The organism is Mesorhizobium sp. Arg314 (assembly GCF_053714275.1).
In genome coordinates, this window is record NZ_JBSKBP010000001.1 from 178,679 (window position 1) to 202,864 (window position 24,186).

General features: G+C 63.6%; 21 protein-coding genes. 7 read left to right on the top strand and 14 right to left on the bottom strand.

Annotated elements, in window-relative coordinates; translation table 11 throughout:
* The first annotated feature begins 166 nt into the window (after positions 1-166).
* Entirely contained in the window at positions 167-1,780 is a 1,614-nt protein-coding gene (locus tag ACWGS9_RS00800; protein ID WP_454503435.1) for a caspase family protein, read from the top strand.
* A gap of 76 nt (positions 1,781-1,856) precedes the next feature.
* Here the strand turns inward: ACWGS9_RS00800 and ACWGS9_RS00805 are convergent, their stop codons facing one another.
* Positions 1,857-2,393 (bottom strand): OmpA family protein, encoded by a 537-nt coding sequence (locus ACWGS9_RS00805; RefSeq protein ID WP_320216137.1) that lies wholly within the window; start codon positions 2,391-2,393, stop codon positions 1,857-1,859.
* 287 nt (positions 2,394-2,680) lie between these two features.
* Between ACWGS9_RS00805 and ACWGS9_RS00810 the strand changes: the two genes are divergently transcribed.
* Positions 2,681-3,241 (top strand): DUF6931 family protein, encoded by a 561-nt coding sequence (locus ACWGS9_RS00810; protein WP_454503436.1) that lies wholly within the window; start codon positions 2,681-2,683, stop codon positions 3,239-3,241.
* Between the two features lie 40 nt (positions 3,242-3,281).
* Here the strand turns inward: ACWGS9_RS00810 and ACWGS9_RS00815 are convergent, their stop codons facing one another.
* The 3 genes from ACWGS9_RS00815 to ACWGS9_RS00825 all read right to left on the bottom strand — a co-directional run bounded on the left by ACWGS9_RS00815 (position 3,282) and on the right by ACWGS9_RS00825 (position 8,631).
* Positions 3,282-4,487 carry a caspase family protein gene (locus tag ACWGS9_RS00815; protein ID WP_454503437.1) on the bottom strand — a complete coding sequence of 402 codons (1,206 nt, stop codon included), beginning with the start codon at positions 4,485-4,487 and terminating at the stop codon, positions 3,282-3,284.
* Between the two features lie 40 nt (positions 4,488-4,527).
* On the bottom strand, positions 4,528-5,628 hold the full coding sequence (locus ACWGS9_RS00820) for an OmpA family protein (RefSeq protein WP_454503438.1): 1,101 nt from the start codon (positions 5,626-5,628) through the stop codon (positions 4,528-4,530).
* A gap of 453 nt (positions 5,629-6,081) precedes the next feature.
* On the bottom strand, positions 6,082-8,631 hold the full coding sequence (locus ACWGS9_RS00825; protein WP_454503439.1) for a caspase family protein: 2,550 nt from the start codon (positions 8,629-8,631) through the stop codon (positions 6,082-6,084).
* A gap of 494 nt (positions 8,632-9,125) precedes the next feature.
* Here ACWGS9_RS00825 and ACWGS9_RS00830 point away from each other — a divergent pair, with 494 nt between their 5' ends.
* Both ACWGS9_RS00830 and ACWGS9_RS00835 read left to right on the top strand, forming a co-directional pair.
* Positions 9,126-9,599: a hypothetical protein gene (locus ACWGS9_RS00830; RefSeq protein ID WP_454503440.1), complete on the top strand. Its 474-nt coding sequence runs from the start codon at positions 9,126-9,128 to the stop codon at positions 9,597-9,599.
* A gap of 26 nt (positions 9,600-9,625) precedes the next feature.
* Positions 9,626-11,734, top strand: a complete 2,109-nt coding sequence (locus ACWGS9_RS00835; protein ID WP_454503441.1) for a sigma-54-dependent Fis family transcriptional regulator — start codon at positions 9,626-9,628, stop codon at positions 11,732-11,734.
* 212 nt (positions 11,735-11,946) lie between these two features.
* Here ACWGS9_RS00835 and ACWGS9_RS00840 read toward each other — a convergent pair whose 3' ends face one another.
* The 9 genes from ACWGS9_RS00840 to ACWGS9_RS00880 all read right to left on the bottom strand — a co-directional run bounded on the left by ACWGS9_RS00840 (position 11,947) and on the right by ACWGS9_RS00880 (position 21,369).
* Positions 11,947-12,444: a DUF1097 domain-containing protein gene (locus ACWGS9_RS00840; RefSeq protein WP_454503442.1), complete on the bottom strand. Its 498-nt coding sequence runs from the start codon at positions 12,442-12,444 to the stop codon at positions 11,947-11,949.
* A 192-nt stretch (positions 12,445-12,636) separates the two neighbouring features.
* A complete protein-coding gene (locus tag ACWGS9_RS00845) occupies positions 12,637-13,323 on the bottom strand; it encodes an aquaporin (RefSeq protein WP_454503443.1) in 687 nt (228 codons plus the stop codon).
* Between the two features lie 105 nt (positions 13,324-13,428).
* Positions 13,429-15,060 carry a molecular chaperone GroEL gene (groEL, locus tag ACWGS9_RS00850; protein WP_454503444.1) on the bottom strand — a complete coding sequence of 544 codons (1,632 nt, stop codon included), beginning with the start codon at positions 15,058-15,060 and terminating at the stop codon, positions 13,429-13,431.
* A 56-nt stretch (positions 15,061-15,116) separates the two neighbouring features.
* Positions 15,117-15,929: an iron-sulfur cluster assembly protein gene (locus ACWGS9_RS00855; protein WP_454503445.1), complete on the bottom strand. Its 813-nt coding sequence runs from the start codon at positions 15,927-15,929 to the stop codon at positions 15,117-15,119.
* Positions 15,930-15,934: 5 nt separating this feature from the next.
* A complete protein-coding gene (locus ACWGS9_RS00860) occupies positions 15,935-16,957 on the bottom strand; it encodes an amidohydrolase family protein (protein WP_454503446.1) in 1,023 nt (340 codons plus the stop codon).
* A gap of 76 nt (positions 16,958-17,033) precedes the next feature.
* The gene (locus ACWGS9_RS00865; RefSeq protein WP_320216076.1) at positions 17,034-17,402 is read right to left on the bottom strand and encodes an MmoB/DmpM family protein; all 369 of its coding nucleotides are present in this window, start codon (positions 17,400-17,402) and stop codon (positions 17,034-17,036) included.
* Between the two features lie 26 nt (positions 17,403-17,428).
* A complete protein-coding gene (locus ACWGS9_RS00870; RefSeq protein WP_454503447.1) occupies positions 17,429-18,481 on the bottom strand; it encodes an aromatic/alkene monooxygenase hydroxylase subunit beta in 1,053 nt (350 codons plus the stop codon).
* A gap of 48 nt (positions 18,482-18,529) precedes the next feature.
* Complete coding sequence (locus ACWGS9_RS00875; RefSeq protein ID WP_454503448.1) at positions 18,530-19,591, bottom strand: NADH:ubiquinone reductase (Na(+)-transporting) subunit F; 1,062 nt, start codon at positions 19,589-19,591, stop codon at positions 18,530-18,532.
* Positions 19,592-19,695: 104 nt separating this feature from the next.
* Complete coding sequence (locus ACWGS9_RS00880) at positions 19,696-21,369, bottom strand: aromatic/alkene/methane monooxygenase hydroxylase/oxygenase subunit alpha (RefSeq protein ID WP_454503449.1); 1,674 nt, start codon at positions 21,367-21,369, stop codon at positions 19,696-19,698.
* Positions 21,370-21,924: 555 nt separating this feature from the next.
* Here ACWGS9_RS00880 and ACWGS9_RS00885 point away from each other — a divergent pair.
* The gene (locus ACWGS9_RS00885; protein WP_454503450.1) at positions 21,925-22,392 is read left to right on the top strand and encodes a hypothetical protein; all 468 of its coding nucleotides are present in this window, start codon (positions 21,925-21,927) and stop codon (positions 22,390-22,392) included.
* Positions 22,393-22,400: 8 nt separating this feature from the next.
* Here the strand turns inward: ACWGS9_RS00885 and ACWGS9_RS00890 are convergent, their stop codons facing one another.
* The gene (locus tag ACWGS9_RS00890) at positions 22,401-22,664 is read right to left on the bottom strand and encodes a hypothetical protein (protein ID WP_454503451.1); all 264 of its coding nucleotides are present in this window, start codon (positions 22,662-22,664) and stop codon (positions 22,401-22,403) included.
* A 44-nt stretch (positions 22,665-22,708) separates the two neighbouring features.
* Between ACWGS9_RS00890 and ACWGS9_RS00895 the strand changes: the two genes are divergently transcribed.
* Both ACWGS9_RS00895 and ACWGS9_RS00900 read left to right on the top strand, forming a co-directional pair.
* Complete coding sequence (locus tag ACWGS9_RS00895) at positions 22,709-23,014, top strand: hypothetical protein (protein ID WP_454503452.1); 306 nt, start codon at positions 22,709-22,711, stop codon at positions 23,012-23,014.
* A 53-nt stretch (positions 23,015-23,067) separates the two neighbouring features.
* Complete coding sequence (locus ACWGS9_RS00900) at positions 23,068-24,165, top strand: WD40 repeat domain-containing protein (protein ID WP_454503453.1); 1,098 nt, start codon at positions 23,068-23,070, stop codon at positions 24,163-24,165.
* Positions 24,166-24,186 lie beyond the last annotated feature (21 nt).

Genomic DNA, 24,186 nt, shown 5'->3' on the forward strand with positions numbered 1-24,186 from the left:
CGTTAGCGGATATTTATGACGGCGTTTTCGGGCCTTTCGTGAACCAAATCTGTGGTCGAGATCACAGACGTCCGAGAGACAGTTTTGGCAGAAGCGACGTTGTCGCTTACGAAATTCAGCATGCGCAGACATCGATAACGCGCCCCCAGGGGCGGAGGGCTCATCCATGAAAGCGTTCGCCATCCTTTTGGGCGGGTTGATCCTGCTTTTCCATGCCGCGTTCGGCGCCCAGGCCGCCACGCCCGACAGCAAGCGTGTCGCGCTGGTCATCGGCAACAGCAAATATGTCAATGCCGTTGCTTTGCCCAACCCGGCGAACGATGCGCACCTCATCGCGTCCACGCTGCGCAATGCGGGCTTCGAAGTGATCGAAGGCGTCGACCAGGACAATGCCGGCATGCACGGCCTGATCAGCAAGTTCACCGAGGAGTCCTACAATGCCGACCTGGCGGTCATCTTCTATGCCGGGCATGGCATGCAGGTCGACGGCAAGAACTACCTCATCCCGGTCGATGCCGAGCTGACATCGCCGGCCTATCTCAAGACACGCACGGTACAGATCGACGAATTCATGGCGGCGCTACCAGCCGATCCGGCCGTCGGCATCATCATCCTCGATGCCTGCCGCGACAATCCGCTGGCACGCTCGCTGGCCGCAGCGCTGCCGAAGAGCCGCTCGCTGGGCGCCGGTCTTGCACCGGTCGATGCAAAGGCCGACGGCATGGGCACCGGCGGCGTCCTGATCGCCTATGCCACCGACCCAGGCGCCATCGCTTTCGACGGCAACGGCGTCGACAGCCCCTATTCGCTGGCTTTAGCCAAGCACCTGACCGAGCCGGGCGTCGAGATCCAGAGCGCCTTGACGCGCGTGCGCGGCGAGGTGACGGAAGCCACGCAGGGACGGCAGCGGCCATGGCACAATGCCTCGCTGGGGCGCGAGGTGTTCCTGGGCAAGCCTACGTCACAAACAGCCGCGACGCTCGTGACCGGGGCAGCCGAGACGACGGCGGCGCCCGCCCCTGCTCAGGCAAGCAGCGAGGCGCCGTCCTGGGAGGTCGAGCAGCGGCTTTGGGATGAGGCCTCGAAGAAGAATGCCGTTCCCTATTACGAGGCCTATCTCGACCAGTTCCCGAACGGCCGCTTCGCTACGGTGGCGAAGCTCAACATCGACCAGCTGAAGGATCCGGCGACGGGTAAGCAGGTCGCGGCGCTCGACGCCAACGATGCGAACGTCAATCCGGGCTCGGCCGTTCGGACCTCGGTCGGCATCACCGACGAGATGAAGCAGACACAAGGCACCGAGCTGACGGAAAGCGCCATCGGGCTCGACCGCAACGGCCGCATCGATCTGCAACTGCGCATCGAAGCGCTGGGCAACGAGCTCGGCCAGGTCGACGGCAATCTCGGCCCGCGGACGCGCCAGGCGATCGGCGTCTGGCAAGGCAAGAACGGCCTGCCGCCAACCACCTATCTGACGCACGAACAGCTGGCCTTCCTGGTCATCCAGACCGACCCGATGATGGATGCGGTGCGCACCAGGAACGCCGCCGACCAGGTCCGTGCCGCGCCACCCAAGAAACAGATCGCGCAGAAGACCCGCACGCTGAACCCGGTGGCGCAGCAAAAGCCGCGCAAGAAACAGATGGTCGTCCAGCGCAGGCGCAACAGCGAGACCGCAGTCCGCGAGGACGCGCCGCCGCCAAGAGACAACAACGACTTCCTGACCAAGGCATTGATCTTCGGCACCGGCATTGCGGTGGGCGGTGCACTCAAGAACTGATTGAGGGCAAGGTGGAGCCCTGGCCTATGGGCAGGGCTCCACATTGTTTCGCTATGAGCTGGCCGGCGACAGCGGCCTATTCCGTCCTGATCCGCATCTCCACCCGGCGGTTGACCGGATCATAGGGATTGGCGACGCGCGGGTGCGACTTACCAAGGCCGATCGGCTCGAGCCGTGTCGGTTGAACCCCGTTCGCCGTCAGGAAGGCCGCCACCGATTGCGCCCTTCGCTGCGACAGGTCCTGATTGTGGCGATCCGTGCCGGTCGCGTCGGTGTGGCCTTCGACGACGAAGCTGAACGTGCTCAGCCGGTTGTCCTTCAGGGCCTTGGCGAACTCGTCCAGCTCCGTGCGCGCGGTCTGGTCGAGCTGAGCCGAATCCAGGGCGAAATTGATCATCATGTCGAGGCCGGCCTTTTGGGGCGGCGCCTCGTTCTTCTCGGCCTTGCTCTTGCACTCTTCCTCGGTGCCGACGCAGATGCCGCGTGAGGCGCCGAGATTGCCCTGGCCGGCGAAGAACTTCACAATGTCTTCCGATTTCTGAAGCGGATCGGCGGAAATGTGCGTTGAAAAAAGCACGGCCGCCAATGCCAAGGCTGAGCTGCCCCACCGCATGACCGTCACTCCTGTTTGATGTTTGAGCTGGTTTCGCTGGCGCGAACTATATCAAATCTTGAAGGGATTGTCTGTGAACAAGCGCACGTTGCCAGTGGCCGCGGTCTGATAGAGTTGGTTCGCCGTTTCCGTGAAACGGCGAACCGTTCAAGCTGTTTTGTTCTGGGGCAATTGCGGACGGAGAAGCGCATTGCACTTTTCCTGAAATTGCTCCGAAGGCTGAGGCTTGACCGGCGCTCGGCCGCAGGCTTGAGTGCTATTTCGCTGGTTCTCGGGGTGCGGCAGCCATGGCCAATGAACTCGGATACAGGACAGCAAGGGATCTCTTTCTCGCCTGTCCCGCGATCGCCCGGGACATGAAATCGCCGGCCGCCGCTCAGCCACCGCTCGAGTTTTGCCGCGCCCTGCTCGCCGGACGCGTTCCGGAGGAAGCCGTCACGTTCTGTGCCTACCTCCTGCCCGAACGCGCCGCGGTCTGGTGGGGACATGAATGCCTGAGCAATCTCGCCGAGCTCCTTGCCGACAGGGATCTCGAATTGCTGGCGCTTGTGAACGACTGGGTGGGCGAGCCCGGCAATCCCCATCATCGAGCGGCCCTGAGCGACGCCGTCGATCTGTCGCCGGCGACGCCGGCCGCGTGGATCGTGCTGTCGGCGGCATGGCGTGATCCGGCTTTCGACATGCTATCGACCGGATTTCCCGCCGCCCACGCTGTCAACGCCGGGATCCTCGCGGGGCTGGCCCGCGTCTCGACAGCAGACCGCTTTGGCGTCCTCTCAGCTTTCGTCGAAATGGGAATCCAGATGGTGGAGATGGAGGCGCAACGACTATCGGTCGACGCGTATTAGCGGCTTTCCGCCAGCAACGTTCTGAATGCCCTATCCGACATCATTGGCAGCCGCCTTTGGCCCACCTGGCGAGCGCGACCTTGAAGCGGGTGCCGAGCGGATGCTGCAGGCGCAGGACGGAGACGTCGTTGGCGGCGAAATTCTTCGCCTGCTCGCAGAGGCGGGTCTCATTCCATTGATGACAGCCGTCGCAGTGCTTGCCTTGCCAGACCGACTTGTCGAGGCCTTCGACCGGACTGAAGATCGGTTCTCCCTTGATCAATTGGGCTATGCTCTTGCCGTCGATCGCCGGGTCGCCGAACTTGACCGGACGATTGAAAAAGATCGGCCCGTCCGTCGCCAGCTTCGGAAGCTTCTCGCGCAGCGCATTGAGCGCAAGCTGGTCGTCGGTCTGGCCGGATGCCGCGCCCGTATTGCGCGTCTCGGAACCCGTTTCGCCCTGCGGCGCACCCGCCTCGCCGACGATCAACGGCGCGTTGAGATCGACCTTATGGAGGACGACCTCGGTGGTCAGCGAGACATTGATCCAGGGACGCTGCTTGCCGGCGGTCGCCTTGAAGACGTCGCTGGTCACCCTGTTCATCGCTTCGGTGATGGAGACATTGGATTCGCCGATATGCTGGAGCAGCGCGGTGGTGAAAGGCGAGTGGTCGCCCGACCCGTCATAGGCAAGCTGGTTCGGGCTGGCGGCGAAAGCGACCAGGGTGCCCGCGCCGCCATTTTCGATCGGGATTTCGGCAAGGCCGCTGCTTGCGCCTTTTATGCCGGCGGTCTTCGCCAGCACTTCAGCAAGCGGGTTGTCCCGGCAGGCGTCCAGGAAGACCAGCCTGATGCTGGTTTCGCGCGACATCTGGCGCAGGACGAAATCGACCGAGACGGCCTCGAAATCGAGCGAGGTCTCATCCTCGAGCGCGGCATCGACCGGAAGCAAATAGTTCTTGCCGGAGACCTGCAGGCCATGGCCGGCATAGAAGAAAAGGGCGATGTCGGCGCCGCGCACCTCTCTGGCGAACTGGGCAACCGTACCTTGTGTCTGCTGCTTGGTGAGGTCGAAGCCGGAGACCACCTCGAAGCCGAGGTTCTTGAGCCGCTCGGCCATGGCCTGCCCATCCCGCGCCGGATTGGCGAGCGCCGCTGCGTGCTGATATTGCGAGTTGCCGAGCACCAGCGCGACGCGACGCTCGGCACTCGCGGCCGCCATCGTCAAAAGCAGGGCAAGCGCCACGAACCCCGCAGCGCGAAGCATGCCACCGCAAAAGGCGATCGGACCAGAACTCACCGCGACCTCAGTTGGCGAGTTTGCTGGCGGAGAATTCGATCCGCCGGTTGAGCGCCTTGTTCTTGGGCGTGTTGTTGGCGGCGACCGGCTTGTCCTCGCCATAGCCGGCGGAGCTTAACTGGTTGCGCGGAACGCCGTCGGCGACAAGCGCATCGGCGACTGCCCGGGCGCGCCGCTCCGACAGCAATTTGTTCGCCTCCGGCGATCCGTCGGAATCGGTGTAGCCGGACACCTCGACCTTGAGGGCCGGACATTTGCCGACGACGCCCTCGACCTCCGCCAGCAGCGGGCGGCTCTTGGCGTCGAGCCTTGCGCTCGCCTGACGGAAATAGATGGCGCCGGTTCGCGAGAGCACGGCAAACCTGTTGAGGCACTCCTCGTCGCTGAAATTGGCCTTCGCGGCATCGGTGGCGACGGGACCGACCTCGGCAGTGCCGGCCGCAACGGTCTGCACGGCGGCCGGCTTGTTGCCGTCGGCGGTGAAGACGAAATCAAAGGACACCGACGCGGTGGGCACGATGTTGGTCACATTGGCCGCCTGCTGCAATTTGTCGATGTTGGGCAGCAGGCCGAAATCCTCGACATGGACCGCGACGGGCGCTTCCGAAGCGACGGAAACCTGGGTGTCGCTGATCATGGTGACGACGACGCTCGCCTCGAGATCCTTGTCGACGCCATGCAGGCTGAGGCGGAACGGCAATGTCGTCTTCACCCGGCGCCTGGTCGGCAGATCGGCGAATGCCGCGGGGTCCACCTTCGCCGTGACCTCGGCCGTCGGATAGGTGAAGGTTTCGAAAAACAGGAAGCGCATGCGAACGTTGCGCAGGTCGACACCGGTATCGACGGAATTGAGGTCGAAGCTGATCTTGGCGTCGCCGGCCGAACTCAACGTGCCGGTGATGTTCCTGATCTTGTTGGTTTCGACGATCGTGTTCTTCTTGACCGACTGATAGGTGAGCACCGAAGCGGACGGATCGAGCGTCCAGTTCGGCGAAGCGCTTGCAGTCTGCGATCCCAAGACCAGCAGGCCCAGCAGCGCGGCAACCATCAAGCTAAAGGCTGCGGCCTTGGCCCGCACCTTTCGCCAGAATGCAACGACTTCGAACATGGAACGCCCCCGCCAGGACAACCCGATCTCGATACCGGCACGCGGCGGGAGCATAGAGCACTTGCCCTTGCTTGGCGAGCGGTTACGGCGGGTCTCGGCAAGTGACACCACCTACCGTGCGCGAGCGGGAGTTGCCTGCTATCGAGCACTCATCCCCAACCGCCTCCTCCTCCGCCGCCGCTACCGCCGCCCCCGCTGCCGCCCAAAGGCGCTATGACAGGCGCGGTTTCGGTCTGAACGGGCTTGATCAATTTCCTGGCGGTGACCTTCTTCTGCTTGACGATCTTTGGCGCGGTTGTCGTGCGGACGACCTTCGTCCTGTGCTTCGCCGTCGGGGTCGGTTCGACCGTGGGCGTCGCGGTCGTACACCCTGCGACAGCCAGAGCACCAGATAAGATTGTTGCGACGATTGCCTGTTTCGATGCCCAGCCCACCACATTGCCTCCTTGCTAGTCAGAACAAGTCCCGACGCGGATTGGCCTGTTCCCAGACCGCCCTGGCCGTCTTGACCAGTTGATCGTCCAACGAACCGTCAGCCAAAATCTTCGATTTGAGTTCCCCACGCATCTGCTTCAGAGCGGCAGTCTTGGCCTTGGCTCCGAATTTCGCCAGCGTGGTCCTTGCATCCGGAATCTCGTTGCGAAGGTCGAGCGCAGCGGCGAACGCAAGGTAGCGCGCGGCCAGGGCCTGATCGGCCTTATCGCCCCTTTGCATCTCCAGAGCCGCACGATCATAGGCGGCCGACTGATCGCCCCGCTTGGTAGCCAGTTCGAACAGCTTTTGTGCTTCGCCTAGATCCTGCCGGACGCCGACACCGTCCCGGTACATGCGCGCAAGACTGCCGGGAGCATAGGGCTGGCCAAGATCCATGGACTTCTGAAACAGTGCTTGCGCCTGCTTCGGATCCTTCTCTACCCCCGTGCCGGCAAGATAATTGCGGCCGAGCAGGTTCATCGAATACATGTCCTGTCGCTCGACACCAGCCTTGAGGAAGGCCGCGGCGCGCGCTGGATCGGCGGGCACGCCGTTGCGGCCCTCGGTGAAGATCGCCGCGAGGTCGTTCATGGCATAGGTGTGGCCCATCGCCGCCGCCTTGAGCAGCAAGTCCAGACCCTTTCCGGTGTCGCGCTCGACGCCGTAGCCGTTGAACAGCGCGCGGCCCCATGACGTCATCCCGTAGGGATCGCCCTTATCGGATGCCGCAGCGTAGAAGCTGTTGGCTTGCTTGCGGTTGGCGGGCATTCCCGTCCCGGTCGCGTTGAGGTAGCCGAGCTCGAACAAGGCGCGGACATGCCCTTTGTCGGCTGCTTCCTTGATCGCCTTCTTTGCCTCGTCGACCTTACCAGCCGCCAACAGCGCCCGTCCTAGCTCGTAATGGAAGCGCGCGACATCGGGATAGGCCTTCACCGCCGCCTGACAGGCGTCCACGGCGCCGGCGGCGATCTCGTTCGGCAGCAGGCCGGGGACGACGCCTTGCAGGTCCAAGGGCTCCCCGGCGGCCTGGTCGCACGGATCGACGCTTGGCGACAGCTTCATCGTCGCCGGCTTTGACGACGCGTTGTCGGCCCTGATTTCGAAGCCGACTATCAGTGGTTTGGCGGCGCCTATCTGCGGTTCGTAGCGGAGTTGATCGACTTCGCCGGCCATCAGGCTCGATTGCGGCGACAGGGTCCGATCCGGCAGGGACAGCGTCCCGGTTGCCGGATAGCTCGCAAGCTTCAGGCTTACCGCCGGATCCTTCGTCGGGAAATCCAGCTTCAGCGGAACCGGGCCGACGCCGACCGGAGTGTCGATATCTCGGTTCTCGATCGCTTCGGCGGCGCCGGTGATGTGGATGCCGCGCTCCACCGTCTCCTGCTTCTGCTCGGACTCGAGCGAGGCCACGAGCTGCTTGCCCGCGGCGCCCTCGCCGTTCTTGACCCGGAACACCAGGATGCCCTGCGATGCGCCGCCCCATTCGTCATGCGTGGCATAGGCCAGCATATCGACTTGGTCCTCAGCGCCGGCACCCTTCGGCACATCCATCTCAAGTCGCGGCAGGTCCTTGCCCGCTATCGGCTCACCCGTTGCGACCGGCTTGCCGTCCAAGATCAGACGACCAAGCGCCGGCGGCCTTTCAATGCTGACGGTAACCGCGCCGCCGTCGACATCGACCGGCACCGGCAGGCCGAGCGCGACGGGTCCGACGCCCGACGGCACGGTCTTTTCCAGCACCGGCGGCAAAGCCGGCCGGCTGGCGCGGCGCATCAGCACCACTTCGTCGATCAGCGAGGAATTCTCCCACGGAACCTGCGCGCCCTTGGTAGACTCGACCACGTCGCGGCGGACGGCGGCCATGACCGAGCGTATCTCCTGGTTCGGCGCCAGCGCGCGACGGGAGAAGGCGGATGAAAACGGACTGAGATCGCCGGATCCGTCATAGGCGACCGCACCGGGCTCCGTGGCGAAAGCTATCAGCGTGTTCAGCGAACTTTTCACCTGCGCAAGGCCGGTGCCGCCGGCCGCAATCAACTGGTCGCGCAGCCAGTAGTCCTTGCGCGGGAACGGGTTGTTGCGGCAGGCGTCGAGGATGATCACCTGGATCTTCGATTTGGCGCGCAATTGCTGCAGGACGTCGTCGAGCTTGACCGCCTGGACCTCGATGTCGGCTGCATCCTTGAGCGACGCATCGACCGGGATCAGGAAATTCTCGCCGCCGATCTGAAAGCCGTGACCCGAATAATAGACGATCGCCAGATCGGCGCCGTCCGCCGCCGCGAGATAGTTGCGGAACTCCTTCTCGAACTGGAGTTTGGTGAGGTCCTTGGCGACGAACACATCGAACCCGGCCAGCCGGAACGTGTTCGACACGTCCTCGGCATCCTTGTCCGGATTCTTGAGCGCCGGGATCTCGCGGTATTCGGAATTGCCGATGACAAGCGCAACCCTTCGATCGGCATGCGCCTGTACTGTCGTGAGGCCCACGAGGATCAAGGCTGCTATCAGCGCGCAGCGTCGCAGCATGGCAAAATCCCTAACTGCTATCACCTATCGGCCACAAGAACGCAGCTTGCGGCATCGTGGTCTGTTAAAGACTTCACAATCTGCCAAGATGGCAACGGAAGGAACCGCGCCCCGCGACTGCAAGGCAGATCGCGTATCCAACCAACTTCTAAAATAGCTCAGAGGCCCTGGCGCCGCAATGACCTAGGCAAGTGCGTCGCCGCCTGTCGCGAGCCACGCCGGCCCTGGCCGGCATCGGCCGACCTCACCCAGCCATTGCCTGCGCGCCGCACTAAAGGCGGCACCTGTCTCAACGATCAGTCCTTGGTGCTTGAGCCCGTGCAACGGATATCGAGGGAGCGATTTCGCCGGCCATGATGCGGCATGGGGCTACCACCCGCACCGGCGTCGGATATCGTATGTTAGTTTACTGGCACGAAAGGTGGTTCTGCGATACGGTTTGAAAAAAGGGGCGTTGCAGGCGGCTTTTTGACCAAGTGACTCTGGGAGGAGTAATGGTCGAAATCATATCGAAGCGCGACGGCTCGCGACGCGAGGACGCCGCGATAAAGCGCTTGATCGAGCAAAACCGCGCAACCATCACGCGGCTCGCCGATCATATCAGCGGCGGCAGCTATTCGGCGGGCAAGACGGCAAAGCCGAAGCCGGAAGCAAAAGGCCTCATCATCCATTCCGTCGGCAGCGCAAGGCCCACCGCCGACGCGAACCCCAGGGTCCGCATCAGCCTCAACGGTCGGGTGATCGCGGTGGACGAGAACTCGGGCCGGCAACTCCATCATATCGGCGATCTCAGGCGCAGGGACGGCACCGACGTCTTTGTCCTCGCGACCAAGGTCAATCAGTATTTCTCGCCGGTCGACGAGGACATCGCGGCTGCCTTGGCCGATCTCGACGGCGGCCGGCTCGGAGCGGATTACGGCGAAGAGCAGCTCGCCGCGGATATCGGCAACAGGCTTGGCATGACCTGAGGTGGGCGAGATCGCACGATGGTTAAATGAAGCGTAGCACCGGCCAGGACGAAAGGCTGCTCATGACGCATCCCGCCCGCCATCCGATGCGTTCCGACACGCTTGTCGCGCCCAGCTATGACGAACGCGCGACCATGCGAGCCTGGGAGACGTTGCTCGCCGGCGACAGCGAGCGAGCCGGCAACGGCTTTCCGGTGCGCTCCCTGATCCACGACTCCTGGAGCCGCTGCGCCACAAGCGGCATCAACGCCCAGCAGAGCGAAGCGCCGCTGGAGAACGGCAAGGACCATATAGAGCTGCTTTCGCGCTCCAACGGCGAGTTGCTTGCCGCCGCGCGGCGGTCCTTCTTCACCATCGGCCGCCTTCTCGATGGGACCGGCGCCATGCTGGTGCTGACCGACGGTGACGGCGTACTCATCGATGCCATCGGCGACAAGCGCACGATCCACGACGGCAGGGATATCCATCTCGCCGTCGGCGGGAAGTGGACCGAGGACGTCGTCGGCACCAACGGGATCGGCACCGCGCTATGGGCGGGCGAGCCGGTCTTCGTGCATGCGGCGGAGCATTTTTGCGCCGGCATCAAGTCATGGACATGCGCCGGCGCGCCCATTCGCGATCCGATCGATGGAAACACCATTGGCGTGGTCGACCTTTCAGGCCATCCAGACATCTTCCGGCCGCACAATACCGTGCTGGTCGCGGCGGCCGCGCGCGAGATCGAGAAGGCGCTCGCCGAGCAGCAGATGGAGGACCGCGCGCGCCTGCTCGAGGCCTTCATCGCTTCGGCCCCCAATTATCGCCGGCGCGACGGATTGATGATCGTCGACCGCCGCGGCCGGCCGATCTACTGCAACAACCTCCCGGAAGAAGCCGCGCGCGAGTTGCTGGCCGAGCCGTCCGCGAAGAACCCGAACGCCAGGTTCCTGGTCAAGCTGCCCGAGCTCGGCTCCGGCGTCGAACTGGGCGACGCTCTGCCGGCATCGCTGCGGTCCTGCCACATCAGCGCGCTAGAGTTCGACGACGGCCTGCGCGGCGCCGCCCTCGTCTTCCCTGCACAGGGATCGACCACGATCATCTCGGACAGCCGCAGAACGCAGCTCAAGCAGCTCGAGGCGGCGTCGGCGCTGATCATCGGCGAGAGCGAGCCTCTGCTTGCCGCCGTCGACATCGCCTGCAGGGTCGCGGAATCGAAGGAAGTCACCTCGGTCCTGCTCGAAGGCGAGACGGGCGTCGGCAAGGAGCTGTTCGCAAGGCTCGTTCATATCGGCAGCCGCGCCTCGCAGAACAGCCCGTTCATCGCCGTGAACTGCGGCGCGATCACCAAGGAGCTGTTCGGCAGCGAGTTGTTCGGCCACGTGCCGGGCGCCTTCACCGGCGCGAGCCGCGACGGAAAGCCCGGCGTGTTCGAACTCGCCAATGGCGGTGTGCTCAGCCTCGACGAGATCGGTGAAATGCCGCTCGAGATCCAGCCGTTCCTGCTCAGGGTTCTGGAAGAGCGCGTGGTCCATCGCATCGGCGACAGCCGCGCCCGGCCTGTCGACGTGCGCCTGATCGCCTCGACCAACCGCGATCTGAAGCGCGAGGTGGAAGCCGGGCGGTTCCGCCGCGATCTCTACTACCGCATCTCGACCGTCTCCATCCGCGTGCCGCCCTTGCGTGACCGCGGCAGCGACGTGCTTTTGCTTGCCGAGCACTTCAACCACAAGATCTCGGCCCGGCTGGGATCGGCGCCGCTTGAATTCTCCACCGAGGCCATGGACGCGTTCGTGGCCTACCAATGGCCGGGCAACGTGCGCGAGCTGAAGAACCTGATGGAGCGGCTGCATGTGCTGTCGCGCGGCGCGGTCATCGGCCTGCGCGACCTGCCTGAGGAAATGCTGGGTGCCGGAACGGCGAGCGCGAGCACTGAAATTCAGGTGGCGGCTCCGGCATCGGCAGGCGCGACCGGCGCGCCGCCTTGCGCTATCGCAGCGCCTGTCCGCAGCATCGAGGATGCCGAACGCCAGGTGATCAGGGACGCGCTGGCTGCGGAAGGCGGCAATTTGAGCCGCGCTGCGCTGCGCCTCGGGGTGTCGCGTCCGACGCTCTATCGCAAGCTCGATCAGTTCGGCATCCGGCGCGGCTTCATATAGAGGATGATCCTGAAAGTTACAGACTTTTCGGGATCACACGCCAAAAGCGCTGCACCTTTTCGGGATCATGTACACATTAAAGCATGTCTCCCGAAACCGGTTCCCACATTCGGGAGACATCTTCAATCCGTCTATCGACCTGGCAAAAACCCCTGCGGCATGCGCGCCGCGAGGTTAGAGCAGGCCCCCGAAAAGTGTGCAGCGGTTGAGGATCAGCTCTTCACGACAGCCCCGGTCACTTTCTCTGAAATATATCCGAGTATGTTGCCGACAATTAAGGACAGCACCACAGCGAGCGCGACCTTGATGATGCCGCTGGCGCCTTCGCCATAGGCTGCGGCACCAAGTAGAAAAAGCGCGGCGGTTGTTGCATAGCCATAGACCGCTGACGGAATTGCGCTTAGCAACGGTAGCTTGCTGGCAAGAATCAGCACGATAATTGAAATGCCGACGCAAATGCCGGCCATGATCGCCGTCACGCCAATGGAAGTCAGAGCTATCAACGCGCTGGCGGCGCAGATCGCCCCCCATAGGTTCGCAACAGCTGAATTTTTGAATCCGGCTTCCTTGCCGCCGCAGTGGTAGAAGCTCCCCCAGCCTACAAACACCGCCCAGATCAACAGATAGGGGTTGCCGATCGTGATCGCTGCCCATGTTACAATGCCACCCATAATGCCGATGACGACGGCCAGTCCCGTAATCAGATCCATGTTGTCCTCCCTTTTTTCCGACGAAGCTATGAAGCTCGTTTCAGGATCGCGCTTCGCATGATGTCCTGATCCCGAAAACCCAATGGCGTCGGCCATGGGATTGAAGAAAGAATTGCCGGCCCGAGTCCGGATCGCGAAGGCCTCATGGCATCATGCCGTGGGGCCAAGATCGTCGCCGTCCGACGCCTGGGCTCAGGCCGGTTGCGCGGCGCCTTCGACGTCGACCGCCCGGTTGCGCTGCAGCAGACCGGCCGCGGCCGCTCCCAGGCAGGGCGCCAGGATGTAGAGCCACAATTGCGAGAGGGCGGCGCTGCCGGCGAACAGTGCCGGACCCAGCGCACGGGCCGGATTGACGGACGATCCCGAGACCGCGATCCCCGCGAGGTGGATCGCGACAAGCGTCAGCCCGATCGCCAGGCCGGCGAGCGCGCCGGCGCCGCCTGGCGCGGTGCTCTTGAGGATGACGGTCACGAACAGGAAGGTCGCCACCAGCTCGAACACGAATGCCGAAGTCGCCGAGTAGGTCGACCAGCCGTTCTGCGCAAAGCCGTTCGCCGCGACATCGTAGCCGCCGGCCTTGCCCGCGGCGATGAGGTAGAGCACCCCGGCCGAAACGATCGCGCCGGCGCATTGAGCGATGACGTAGCCGACAAAATCACCGGAGCCGAGCCGGCCCGAGACCAGGAAGCCAAGACTGACGGCCGGGTTGAGATGGGCGCCGGAAACCGGACCGATGGCGTAGGCCATCGCCACGACCGAGAGGCCAAAGGCAAAGGCGACGCCGAGGAGGCCGACCTCCGAGCGCATGAAGAGAATGGTCGCGCAGCCGAAAAAGACCAGCGCGAAGGTACCGACGAATTCGCAGATGTATTTGTTCATGTGTGTCTCCGATGGTTGACGGCGACGAACCGGCGCCTCCGGCGCCGGAACGATCGCGAGGAGGGATGCCCGCGGCGCGACGCACCGCGGCCGGTTGGTTCCGGATCACTGACGCCCGAGCTTCTCCGCGCCGCCGCCACGCGCCGGCCCTTCGGTGGGGTCCTCGTCCTCGGCCAGGTCGCCGACCAGCGTTTCGGTGGTGAGGATGAGCTTGGCGACCGACGCGGCATTGCTGAGCGCCGCGCAGGTGACGCGAACCGGGTCGATGATGCCGGCTTCGTACATGTTCTGGAATTCGCCCTTGTCGGCGTTGTAGCCGTAACCGCCGTTGACGCTCGAAATCTTGGTGACCACCGCATCCGCGTCGCCGCCCGCATTGGTGACGATGCGCCATAGCGGACGCGAGAGCACCGACTTGACCAGCCGCACGCCTTCGGCGACGTCGCCATCGACCTTGGCCAGCACCTCGTCGAGCACCGGGGCTATCTGCGCGAGCGCCACGCCGCCGCCGGCGACAACGCCCTCCTCCCACGCGGCGCGGACCGCCGAGAGCGAGTCCTCGATGAGCTGGATGGTGCGCTTCTGTTCGACCGGCGTGACGCCGCCGGCATAGAGAACCGCCGTGCCGCCGGACAGTTTGGCCAGCCTTTCGCGCAGCTTGTCCTGCTCGACATTCGGCGGCGCGACCTCGTACTGGCGCTGCACCTGGGCTCGGCGCGCGGCGATTGCCTGGGGTTGGCCGCCACCCCGGATGACGGAGGTGTGGGTGGCGCTGGTGCGGACCCGCTCGGCCGAGCCGAGATCCTCCTCCTGGATGTCCTCGAGCCGCCCGCCGAGATCGCGCGCGATCACGCGGCCGCCGGTGAGGATCGCCAGGTCCTCCATCATGGCCTTGCGCCAGTGGCCGTATTCCGGCGGGTGCACCACAAGGTATCTGCCAGGCCCATTCTTGCCGAGCAGCGTGACCACGACATCCGGCGACATCTCCTCGGCAATGATCAGCAACGGCCTGTTCTGCCTTTCGGCGATGGCCCTGGCTGCGTCGAGCGCCTTCGGCTCCTTGATCTTGAGGTCGCTCATCAGGATCAGCGGCCGCTCCAGCACCACCTCCATCTTCTCCTGGTCGGTGACCATATGGTGGGAGAGGTAGCCGCGATCGAAGGACATGCCTTCGACCACGTCCAGCGTCGTATCCCTCGTTACACTGAAGTCGGTGGTGATGACGCCATCGGCGCCGACCCGCTCATAGGCTTCCGCGACCAGAGTGCCGAGCTTTGGGTCCGTCGCTGCGATGTTGGCGACGGCGGCCAAATTGCCGTTGGACCTGGCCGGCTTCGCCGACGCCTTCAGCGCCTCCACGACCCTTGCCACCGCAAGGTCGATGCCCCTGACCAGGTCGACGGATTTGGCGCCGCGCTCGTTGGCTTCCACGCCGTTCTGGACGAGAGCGTTGGCGAGCACGATCGCGGTCGTGGTGCCGTCGCCCGCGACTTCGTTCGTCTGCATGGAAACTTCGCGCACGACCTGCGCGCCCATGTTCTCGAACCGGTCATGCAGCTCGATCGATGCGGCGATCGACACGCCGTCGCGGGTGACGATGGGCGTGCCGATCGGGCGGTCGATCATGGCGTTCATGCCTCTCGGCCCGAGCGTCGGCTCGACGGCGGCGGCAAGCTGGTGGACGCCCCTGGCGAGCGCGCGGCGAGCATGTGAGTTGTGGATCAGTAATTTGGGCATGGCTCCTCCTTCGCCGTGGGGACGGCGCTTGTTGCGGCCTCCTTGAGGAGGCTTTTTCAGCTATGTGCCGGACGGCTTGCGCAGTCCCGGGGCGGCACGCGGTCCAGGATGAAGTCGACCAGCGTCGGTTCGCCGTCCACCACCTCCAGTTCCTTGTACCGTGTGGTCTTCAGTCCACGGCACAGCGCGCCGTTGAACTCCATGTTGATGCGCACGCTTCTGAGCTCGGCGAGATGGGCACCAAGCGCTTCCGTGGGGATTGGCGACCCCTCCCAGGTAACGAACGCGGGCTCGGTCGGCCGCCGGCCGGGCCACCGCAGCAGCAGCGCTTCACGGTATCGCGGCTTCTGTTTGACAGCCTCCTCGCCTTCGAGCCTTGCGGTGTCGTAGGCAAGCAAGTCCATGCCGAGGATCTCGCGATCGGTCAGGCCTTGCCGCCGCAATCCGAGAAGCATGGCCTCCTGGCGCCTCAGATAGGCCTTTCGGGCAAAGGTCCCGCGCAGGCCGGCGATGTCTTCGTCGCCGGCCAGTTCACCAAATATCTGGCCGAACGTCTTTCCGGCCTCGACGCCGCGGTTTACCTCCTCGGCGAACATGTGGTCGTGCAGCCGGATCCGGTAGGCGGGCGACCAGGACAGCGCTTCGAGCGCCTGGCGCATCCCGTCCAACATCAGGAAGGCGAAGTTCGGTGAGCACCAATAGGTCGGCAAGCGAAAATCGACCGCCACGGACCCGTCGGCCAGAACCTCGGCCCGCTCGACGAAGCCCATGTCGGTCACGGGCTCGTCGAGTTCGGGATCGTTGACGCCTTCCAGGCGCCGCCGGAGCTCGCCCTGGCGGCTGCCTCGCGGGTCGGCCTGCACGCTCATCGCCTTCACTCCGCCGCGATCCGCAGCGGCGATTTCGCGAGCGCCGCCTTCTTGGCCTCCACGTCGATGTCGTAGAGCCGTGCCGCGTTGAGGCCGAGGATCTTCGCCTTGATCTCGTCGGTCAGTTGAACGCCCCGCTCGGCCGCGATGTCCTCGGGAATCTGGTAGGCCCAGAGCTTCTCGACGAGCCAGCGCGGCGTCCAGATGCCGTAGTCGGAACCGAACAGGAGCTTGTCCGGGCCGAGCCAGTAGAGCAGTTCCGCGATCACCTCGCCGAAGTATCGCGGCCGGTTGTGAATGAACGGCAAAGCGACCGCCAATCCGCCGTAGACGTTGGTTTCCTGCACGGCGACCCAGCAGAAATCGTCGAGCCTCGGCAGGCCGCAATGTTCGATGATCCAGTTGAGGTTCTGGAAATCCGTGGCGGCATGGTCGACGTCATGAACGTCGAAGGAATCCTTGGCCAGCGGAATGATCGTCGGCCCCTTGTGGACATGGATATTCTTGATACCGAGCTTCTCGCAGAGCTCGAAACACCGGTAGGCGTCCGGATCGTTCAGCCGCCAGCCCTTGGAGGCCCCATTCCATTCGGCCGTGTACATCTTCACGCCCTGAATGTCGTAGGTCTCCTTCATGTAGTGGATGTATTCGATCGCCTTCTCGCCGTCGCGGGGATCGAAGGAGCCGTTGACGATGAAGCGCTCGGGGTAGCGTTTCGCCACTTCCGCGTTGCGCTCGATCGTATTGAAGCCGTTCTTGTAGAAATCCTTCAGGTAGGTCGACTGGATGATCGCCACGTCATCCGGTCCGTTGATGAAAAGGTCGCTATAAAGGTCGTCGGCGCTGTATTTCTCGAACTTCTCCTTTGGCCAGTATTCCTCTTTCGGGCTGAGGAACGTGTGGTAGCCGTAGAAGCAGTCGATGAACTGCTTGCCATGGATGTTGCGCTGGTTCGCGGGGCTGCCGTCCCAAAAATGGGTATGGCCGTCGACCACGAAGATTTCCTTGCCTTCCGGTGTGATGAACATGTTTCTGCTCCGCAAGTCGGAATTATTGGTTTGTCGGCGCGCCGCGGAAGCGCGGCGCGCCCGTATCGAGACCTGCTCAGATGTACTCGAAAACGTCGTCCATATTGCCGAAGAGGATCACCGTGTTGTCGTCGACACGGACCATGCGGCCGTAGTGGGTGGACGTGTTGACCTCGAAGATCTCGGCGGTCATCTCGCGGCCCAGATAGTTGCCGATCTCGTCCATCTTGAAGATCAGCTTGCCATGGCCATCGATACGGATGAGCGCCGGCTGATAGGTGACGGTCACATTGGGCTTCGAGCTCATGAATTCGGCGATGGCGCGTGCCTCGACCGAGTCGTTCATGGTCACCCCGCATTGGTCGGAGATGGTTTGCTCGAAGGTGATGTCCTTCATCGACTTGAAAATATTGTCGTGTGAAGCATCGCGGGCTACTGTTGACATGTGGTGTCTCCTGATTGCGATTGCGATTAGAGGCCGAGTTCGCCGATGATCTGGCCGATGCGCTCCTGCGAGGCGGCACGCACGTCGTCGAACGAGACCGGTTTGGAGTGCGGCGCCGACCAGATCGGCTGCAGGCCCTGCGCGGCCTTCTCGGCAAGTGCGCGGTGCTTCTTCAGCCAGCCCTTGAAGAGCTTCTGGTTCGCGGCCGCGTGCTTCTCGTCATGCGCGAGCAGGTAGATCAGGTCGATCGTGTTCGCGAGGTTGCGCTCGTAGTCGGCCTCGGCGGCCGAGATCACCGGCGGCGTGATGAAGTCGTGGTTGGCCGCCGCCACCTGCATCAGGAAGCCGGAGCGGAACAATTCACCCACCAGCGGCTCGAAGACGATGTTGGTGGCGAAATACTGCTCGAGGTAGTCGCTCGTGCCCATGATGGTCTCGATCGCCTCGCGAGTGCCCTGCCAGATGCCGTCCTCGAGCCAGGCCTTCTTGCCGAGCTCGTCGCTCCAGCCGGGAATGTCCATGCCGATCTCGGCGAGGTAGAGCGTGATGTCCTGCGCCAGGCGAAGCTTGTAGGAGGAATTGGTCAGCGTGGCGTTGTTGATCATCTGGGTGTAGCCGTAGCGCTGCGCCTGCATGAGCGAGGTGCCCAGGCCGAACTCGGCGTGTTTCCAAGCACCGAGATGCGTCTGCAGGATCTTCACCCAGGCCTTGTCGAAGCTCTTTGGCGCGCCGGACTTGCGGCCGTTGGCGATGACGCTCTGCACCATCGTTTCGATCTTCGACTGGCGCTGGTAGTGGGTGCGCTCCCATTCCTGATCCGGCGCGCGGAAGGCGTGCCAGTTGGAACTCTGCACCGCCGTGGCGTCCTTGACGTAGGCGCCCTTGCCGTTGGCGAAGGAAATAATCCAGTCCTGGATGAGGTAGCGCTCCGGATCCGGCTGGACGTCGACCGTGACGTCCTCGTAATGCGTGGCGCGCTGGCCTCTGGGTTGGAAATACCGATACTTCCGGCTGTCGGAGTCGGCGAAGATCGCGGCGCCTGCGGCTCCGGATCCGACTGAACTTGATACTGCTGCCATTTTCTCTCTCCCTTTTCAGTTGCTCTCGAAGTCCCGCGCAGGCGGTTCCTAATGGCCGGCGCTTCCGGCCGAAGAGGTGGTGAATCTATCGAAGAAGATGCGTTCGTTCTCGAAGCCGTTCATGAACAGAACCGGCTGCAGCGCATCGATCATGGGCGGCGGGCCGCAGGCATAGACGTCGCCCTGGCCGTCCACCGCGAGTTCCTTGAGCTTGGCGTCGACTCGCTCGTGCACGAAGCCGCGCTCGCCATCCCAGGAGGCATCGCCGTTCACATGCGACAGCACCGGGATGAAGTTCAGATCGGGATGTTTCTCGACCAGCGCGGCGATGCGGTCCAGGTAGAACAGATCCTGCTGCGTGCGCGCGCCATAGAAGAAATAGACCGGGCGTTGCTCGCCGCTGTTGAGGTGGTCGTTGAGGATCGACCAGACGGGCGACATGCCGGAACCTGCGCCGACCAGGATCATGGGTCCGTGCCGGTTTTCCCGTCGGAAGCAGGCTCCGTAAGGTCCGACGAGCTTGACGTCGGCTCCGACCTTGATTCCTCCTGAATCGAGCTCTCCTGAGAATTTTCCTTCGGGGTATTTCTTGATGATGAAGGAGAGCCTTTGGGCTTCGTCCGGCGTATTTGCCATGGAGAACGAGCGCGTAATCGTCTCCCCTTTTTCCGTGGTGACCGTGATGTCGACATATTGTCCGGCCCAGAATTTGATCGGGGTGCTGAGGTCGATTTGGATCCCTCGGATGTCGTGCGTGAGGTGTTCGATCGCGGCGATGCGACCCTGGAAGGTCTTCACCGCAATGGCCTTAGCGAGCAGTTCCTCGTCGTAGTTGAGGAGCTCGACTTGCATGTCGGAATAGGCGATCGCCCGGCACAGAAGGATGTGGCCGCTGTCCTTTTCCATGTCGTTGAGCGCAAAGGTCGAATATTTCAGCATGTCGACCTCACCCTCGTTGAGGATGCATTTGCAGGCCGAGCACTGCCCTTCCTTGCAGCCGTGCGGCAACGCGATGCCCTGGCGGAATGCCGCGTTCAGGACCGTCTCTCCGGTCTCGACCTCGAATTCTACGCCGACCGGCTCCAGACGCACTGTGTGAGCGCCACTCATATGCCTTTTCCTCCCAAAGCTTCGCCGTTCCTTCCGCGCGAGACGAAAGGTCTTAAGTTTGTTGTCGCGGAGGCCGGAAACCGGCCTCCGCGGGATCGAGGGTCTTAGTGGCAGGGGTTGATGGTGAAGCCTGCCCGATACTCCGCCAGATGCTTCTCGCGCTCGGCCGGCGACATCGCGCGCAGCGCGTTGAGCGGCGAGCCCAGCGTGTTGCCGCGCACGTCGTCCAGCGTCCACATTTCCTTGTCGTCGAAGCGCATATGCGGCTGCGGGATCAGGGTCTTGCCGTCACTGCGGACGAAGTTCAGGTCCTTGATGGCGTCGGCCAGGTCCCAACCGTCGTACAGGGTCTCCCACTCGCGCTTGCCGCTGAAGCGGCCCATCGCGGGCGTCGGCCGGCCCTGGTATTCGTCAGCGAAGGCCTCGACTGCGGTCCAGCGGTCGAGCTCGTGGGCGAAGGTGTAGAGCTTCCCGTCGATCTCGTCGGTGACCATGTCCTCGCGGATGAGGCAAGGCACCAGGCACGACCAGCAGCGATGCGGATAGACGTAGCCGACGTCGCTGTTGAACAGCAGCACCTTCTCGCCCTTGTGGCTGAGCTTGGCATACCATTTCCAGAAGTCGCCGAACTCGGCATACCAGCCCGGATACTTGTGCTCGAACCACTCGAAGTCCTTTTCGTTCTGGGCCTCGATACGCCAGAAGTTCACCGGCCAGCCAACCGCGAAGAACTGGCCCACCTTATGGACGTATTTCTTCTTGGTGAGGCGTTCCCAGGCCAACTGGACGTCGTCGTGATGGACCTTGATGCCGTATTTCTCGAGCGGCAGCATGTAGGTGCGGTAGTAGTCTTCATAGATCCAGCGGTGCCACATTTCCGCGTAAGACTCCTTGTTCTTGTCGCGGTTGGTGGTGCCGTATTCGATGAAGGTGCCGATAGCCGCATCGACGATGGCATGGTTCTGCCAGAAGGCATAACGCAGGTCGCGCTCGAGCAGCAGATGGTTTTCCGGCTCCTTCAGCGCAGCCATCAGCAGCGAGTGACCGTTGCCGATGTGGCGGCTCTCGTCCGACTGCACCGACAAGAAGACGGTCGGCAGCGCATAGTCGCCGTTGCGGGCGGCTTCCGAGGGCATGGCGACGAACAGCGTATTGGTGAAGGCGGTCTCAGCCACGACGGTCAGGTACATGCAGGCAGCGGTCATGGTGTCGCCGGTGATGAACCCTTCGGCGAACTGACGGCCGATGGTGGTAGCGTAGCACTTGCCGAAGGCTTCTTCGGTGATGTCGAAGCCAGCCGGATCGATGTAGTTTTCCATGTACCACTTCTTCAGATTCATCTGAATCGTGGAATGACGGAACTCGTCGACCATCTGCATGGTGAAGCCGGTGCGCAAATCCTCGCCGGGAGCAAGGCGGGCCACCATCGCCATCGAGCGCGCCGCCGAGATTTCCGGGAACGGGATGATCGCCAGGAACAGCTTCATCCACTCCACCCAGCGCGGCTCGACATTGCGGAACATGTCGCCGCGCAGCGCCGCATCGAGAGCGCCGTAAACGCGGTTGTCCTTCTCTTCCTGCATCGGGAAATAGGAGCGCAGCACCTGCTTCATCGGGTCGCGCGGCGCCTTGGTGATCTTGTAGTCCGTCGGGAAGGTCATCGCTTCCTGGACGTAGGTCGGGTTCCAACCGAGGTCGGAAATCTTCTTGGTCGCCTCGCCCACGGAGATGCCGCGTTGCGAGGTGATCTTATTGAGCGTCAAAGACGTCATAGCCATAAGCCTCCACCAGATTAGGGTCCCGGACCCCATGGTCCGGGCATGAGCGGCACACACCATCGCCGCCAGTTGCAGATCGAACGGCAGCCGGACAGGGCACAGTCGGGCGCCCGGCCAGCCGTTCAAGTGGATCACGGCAAAGGTGTGCGACGAGATCTCCGGAATGCCATGGCGCCAGGCGCCACTGCGGCCCGCATGCGCGGTTTCCGGTCTCCTCCTCCGCTCCTTCGTTCTTGTGGCACCGCGCCAGGCGCGATGGGCTTCTTATGCAAATCAGTGAAGCAAGGGCCGTGCCAGTTTGAGTTAACGCCGAAATCCCCGGTCAACCGCCGGCAAATCAACTTGTACCCGGTCTCAGATGTCGGCGCGGACAGCCTGCGGACGTACAACTGTAAAGAATCGTTACATTCGCAATTTACATTTGTAATATTTATCACATATTCGCATTTGCGAAATATTACTTAGCTATTGCAGCACAATCATTTATCGACAACCTTCGACGGCGACTCTATCCTTTAATATACGTGCAGGCGAAGAGCAGCCAACGGAACGACCATGCCTGGGAAGGAAGACCGCCCTCTGCCGGGGCGCCAAGAGCAAGACGACGTCGCAACCGATCTGGTCCGCCTGATGCCGCGCGACCTGGTGTTCACCATGCGCTTCCTTGGCGAGAGCCAGAACCTGCTGCAACGACATTTCCAGAGCTTCATGGAAGCCGAGATGGCGGCGGCCGGCATGACGCAGGAGACGCACCCGATGATCCATGCCTTCATCGAGCGGCACGCGCTGCTGTTGCGCGATTTCGTCTTCTCGGGCGTCGCGCTCACCCGCCAGTTCCGGATCGAGGAAATCGAGCGCCTGATCGGCGACAGCACCTCGCTGCTGCGCGTCGACATATGGGATCAGCTCAAGGGCCACATCGCGATAGCCGAACGGCAATTCCGGGCCCAGGTTCCCGGCCTGCCCCAGCTCTTGTCGGGCTGGGCTGCACCGGTGCCGGAGACCCCGCCAGGCGATCGTTGAGGATGCCGTCAATGCCGCGAAGCAAAGTCTCCCCACGCCCCCAGGATCGCGGACGGGTCTTCGCGCAACGCCTTGTGCGCGTCGGCCATGAGCGCGATCAGCACCTCTTTGGGCAGGCTGTTCAGGGCCGCTTGCGCCGCGCGAACCGCCGCCGCTTCCGGGTCCCGCGCGGCTTCGGCGATCGCCCGGCAGCATGGATGCTGTTGGCCCAGCCGCTTTTCGGCGGCCGCGTGCAGCGCCTGGAAGAAGGTCCTGCCGGTGGTCTCGAACATCTCAGATTTCCCCCAGAGCCCAGCCTGCAGCCAGGAGAACCGCGATGACGGACGCCTCATCTATGCGCGTGGAATTGCTGGAGAGGCGCCTGTCGCTCGTGGGGGCCCTGTCGGGGCTGAACGCGGAGGCCCTGAAATGGACCCAGCTCCTGGGCGCGATCGAAATGGACATCCAGCGCATGGAGCTCGAGCTCGGCCGAAGCGGTGCCGCCGAGCAACTGGTGCGGGACTTGCATGGCGCGGAAACGAGCATCGCCTCCATCCGCACCGCGCTGTCGGACTGCGAGGAGCGCATCGCCGCCGCAGAGCGGCAGGTGGACGAGGTCGACCGCCTGCTGGCTACGGCCTGACATGAATGAAGGGAGCTTGAAGCGTGAACCAGCAGAATATACGCAACCTGACATTGTTCGACCTGCTTGCCAGAAGCTGGGCGCTGCCGTCGTCCGTCGAGGCTGTGCACTTCAGCACTGACAGTTCCGCGGCGGCCTTCGCCTGCGCGAACGGCACGATTGCCCTTGCCTCGCTCTCCGATCCCGAGCCGCCGGAGTCGCGCGTCAGGGTAAGCGCCGATCTCGGCCAGACGACCATCCGGCCCCGTGAGAAGCCCACGGCGCCGGTCATCGTCACCGAACGCCTTTGCGACGGCGCGCCTTTGATGGCCGTGTCCGGAAAATCGGAATTTCTCGCCGGCGCGTCGGACGGCAGAATCGTGCGCGTGACCGTGACCGGAGAGATCAGCAATACGCAAATCCGGCTGGACGGCGCGATCATGGCCCTCGATCACGCTCGCGGGCAAGGCCTGACGGCGGTCAGCGACGGGGCGGAAGTCCTTCTTGCAAACGCTCCGGACGGCATCGTCCGCTCGTTGGCGCGGCACGGCGGCGACGTCGCGGCGCTCGGCTTTTCTCCCTCCGGACGGCAGCTTGCCGTATGCCGCGGCGACGAGATTTCGATCTGGACGCTCGTGGGGGAACCCGCCCTGGCGCGAACGATCCGTTTCCCCCAGGCGCCGGCGGCGGTGCGGTGGAGCGCCGACAGCGAATGGATTGCCTGCCCGCTGGCATCCGGCGGATTCGGCGTCGCCCGTCTCGCCGACGGGAAGGCGGGCGCCGTCAGCGATTTTCCTGCCAAGGTGCGCACCGTGTCCTGGAGCGAACGCGCCGGTGCGCTGGTTGCCTCCGGTGCCTTCCGCATCGCGGCCTGGTCGATGAAGCTTCCGCCGCTCGAGGGCGAGACCGGGGGCGCGATCGTCACCGGACGTCCCGGCCTGGTGGTGGTCGAGGCGGTGGCGGGCCACCCGACCCGGCCGATCGCGGCCGCCGGTTTCGCCAATGGACAGATCGTCGTCGCCCAGATCGGCGAGCGCGACGAACTGCTGGTCAGGCCCTCCGGCGGAGCTGTCACGGCCCTGGCCTGGTCCGCCGACGGCCGCCACCTGGCGGCGGGCACCGCGGACGGAGACGCCAGCCTCGTCACTTTCCCCGCCCAGATGTTCAAATGACAGGCGACAACGATCAGGAGG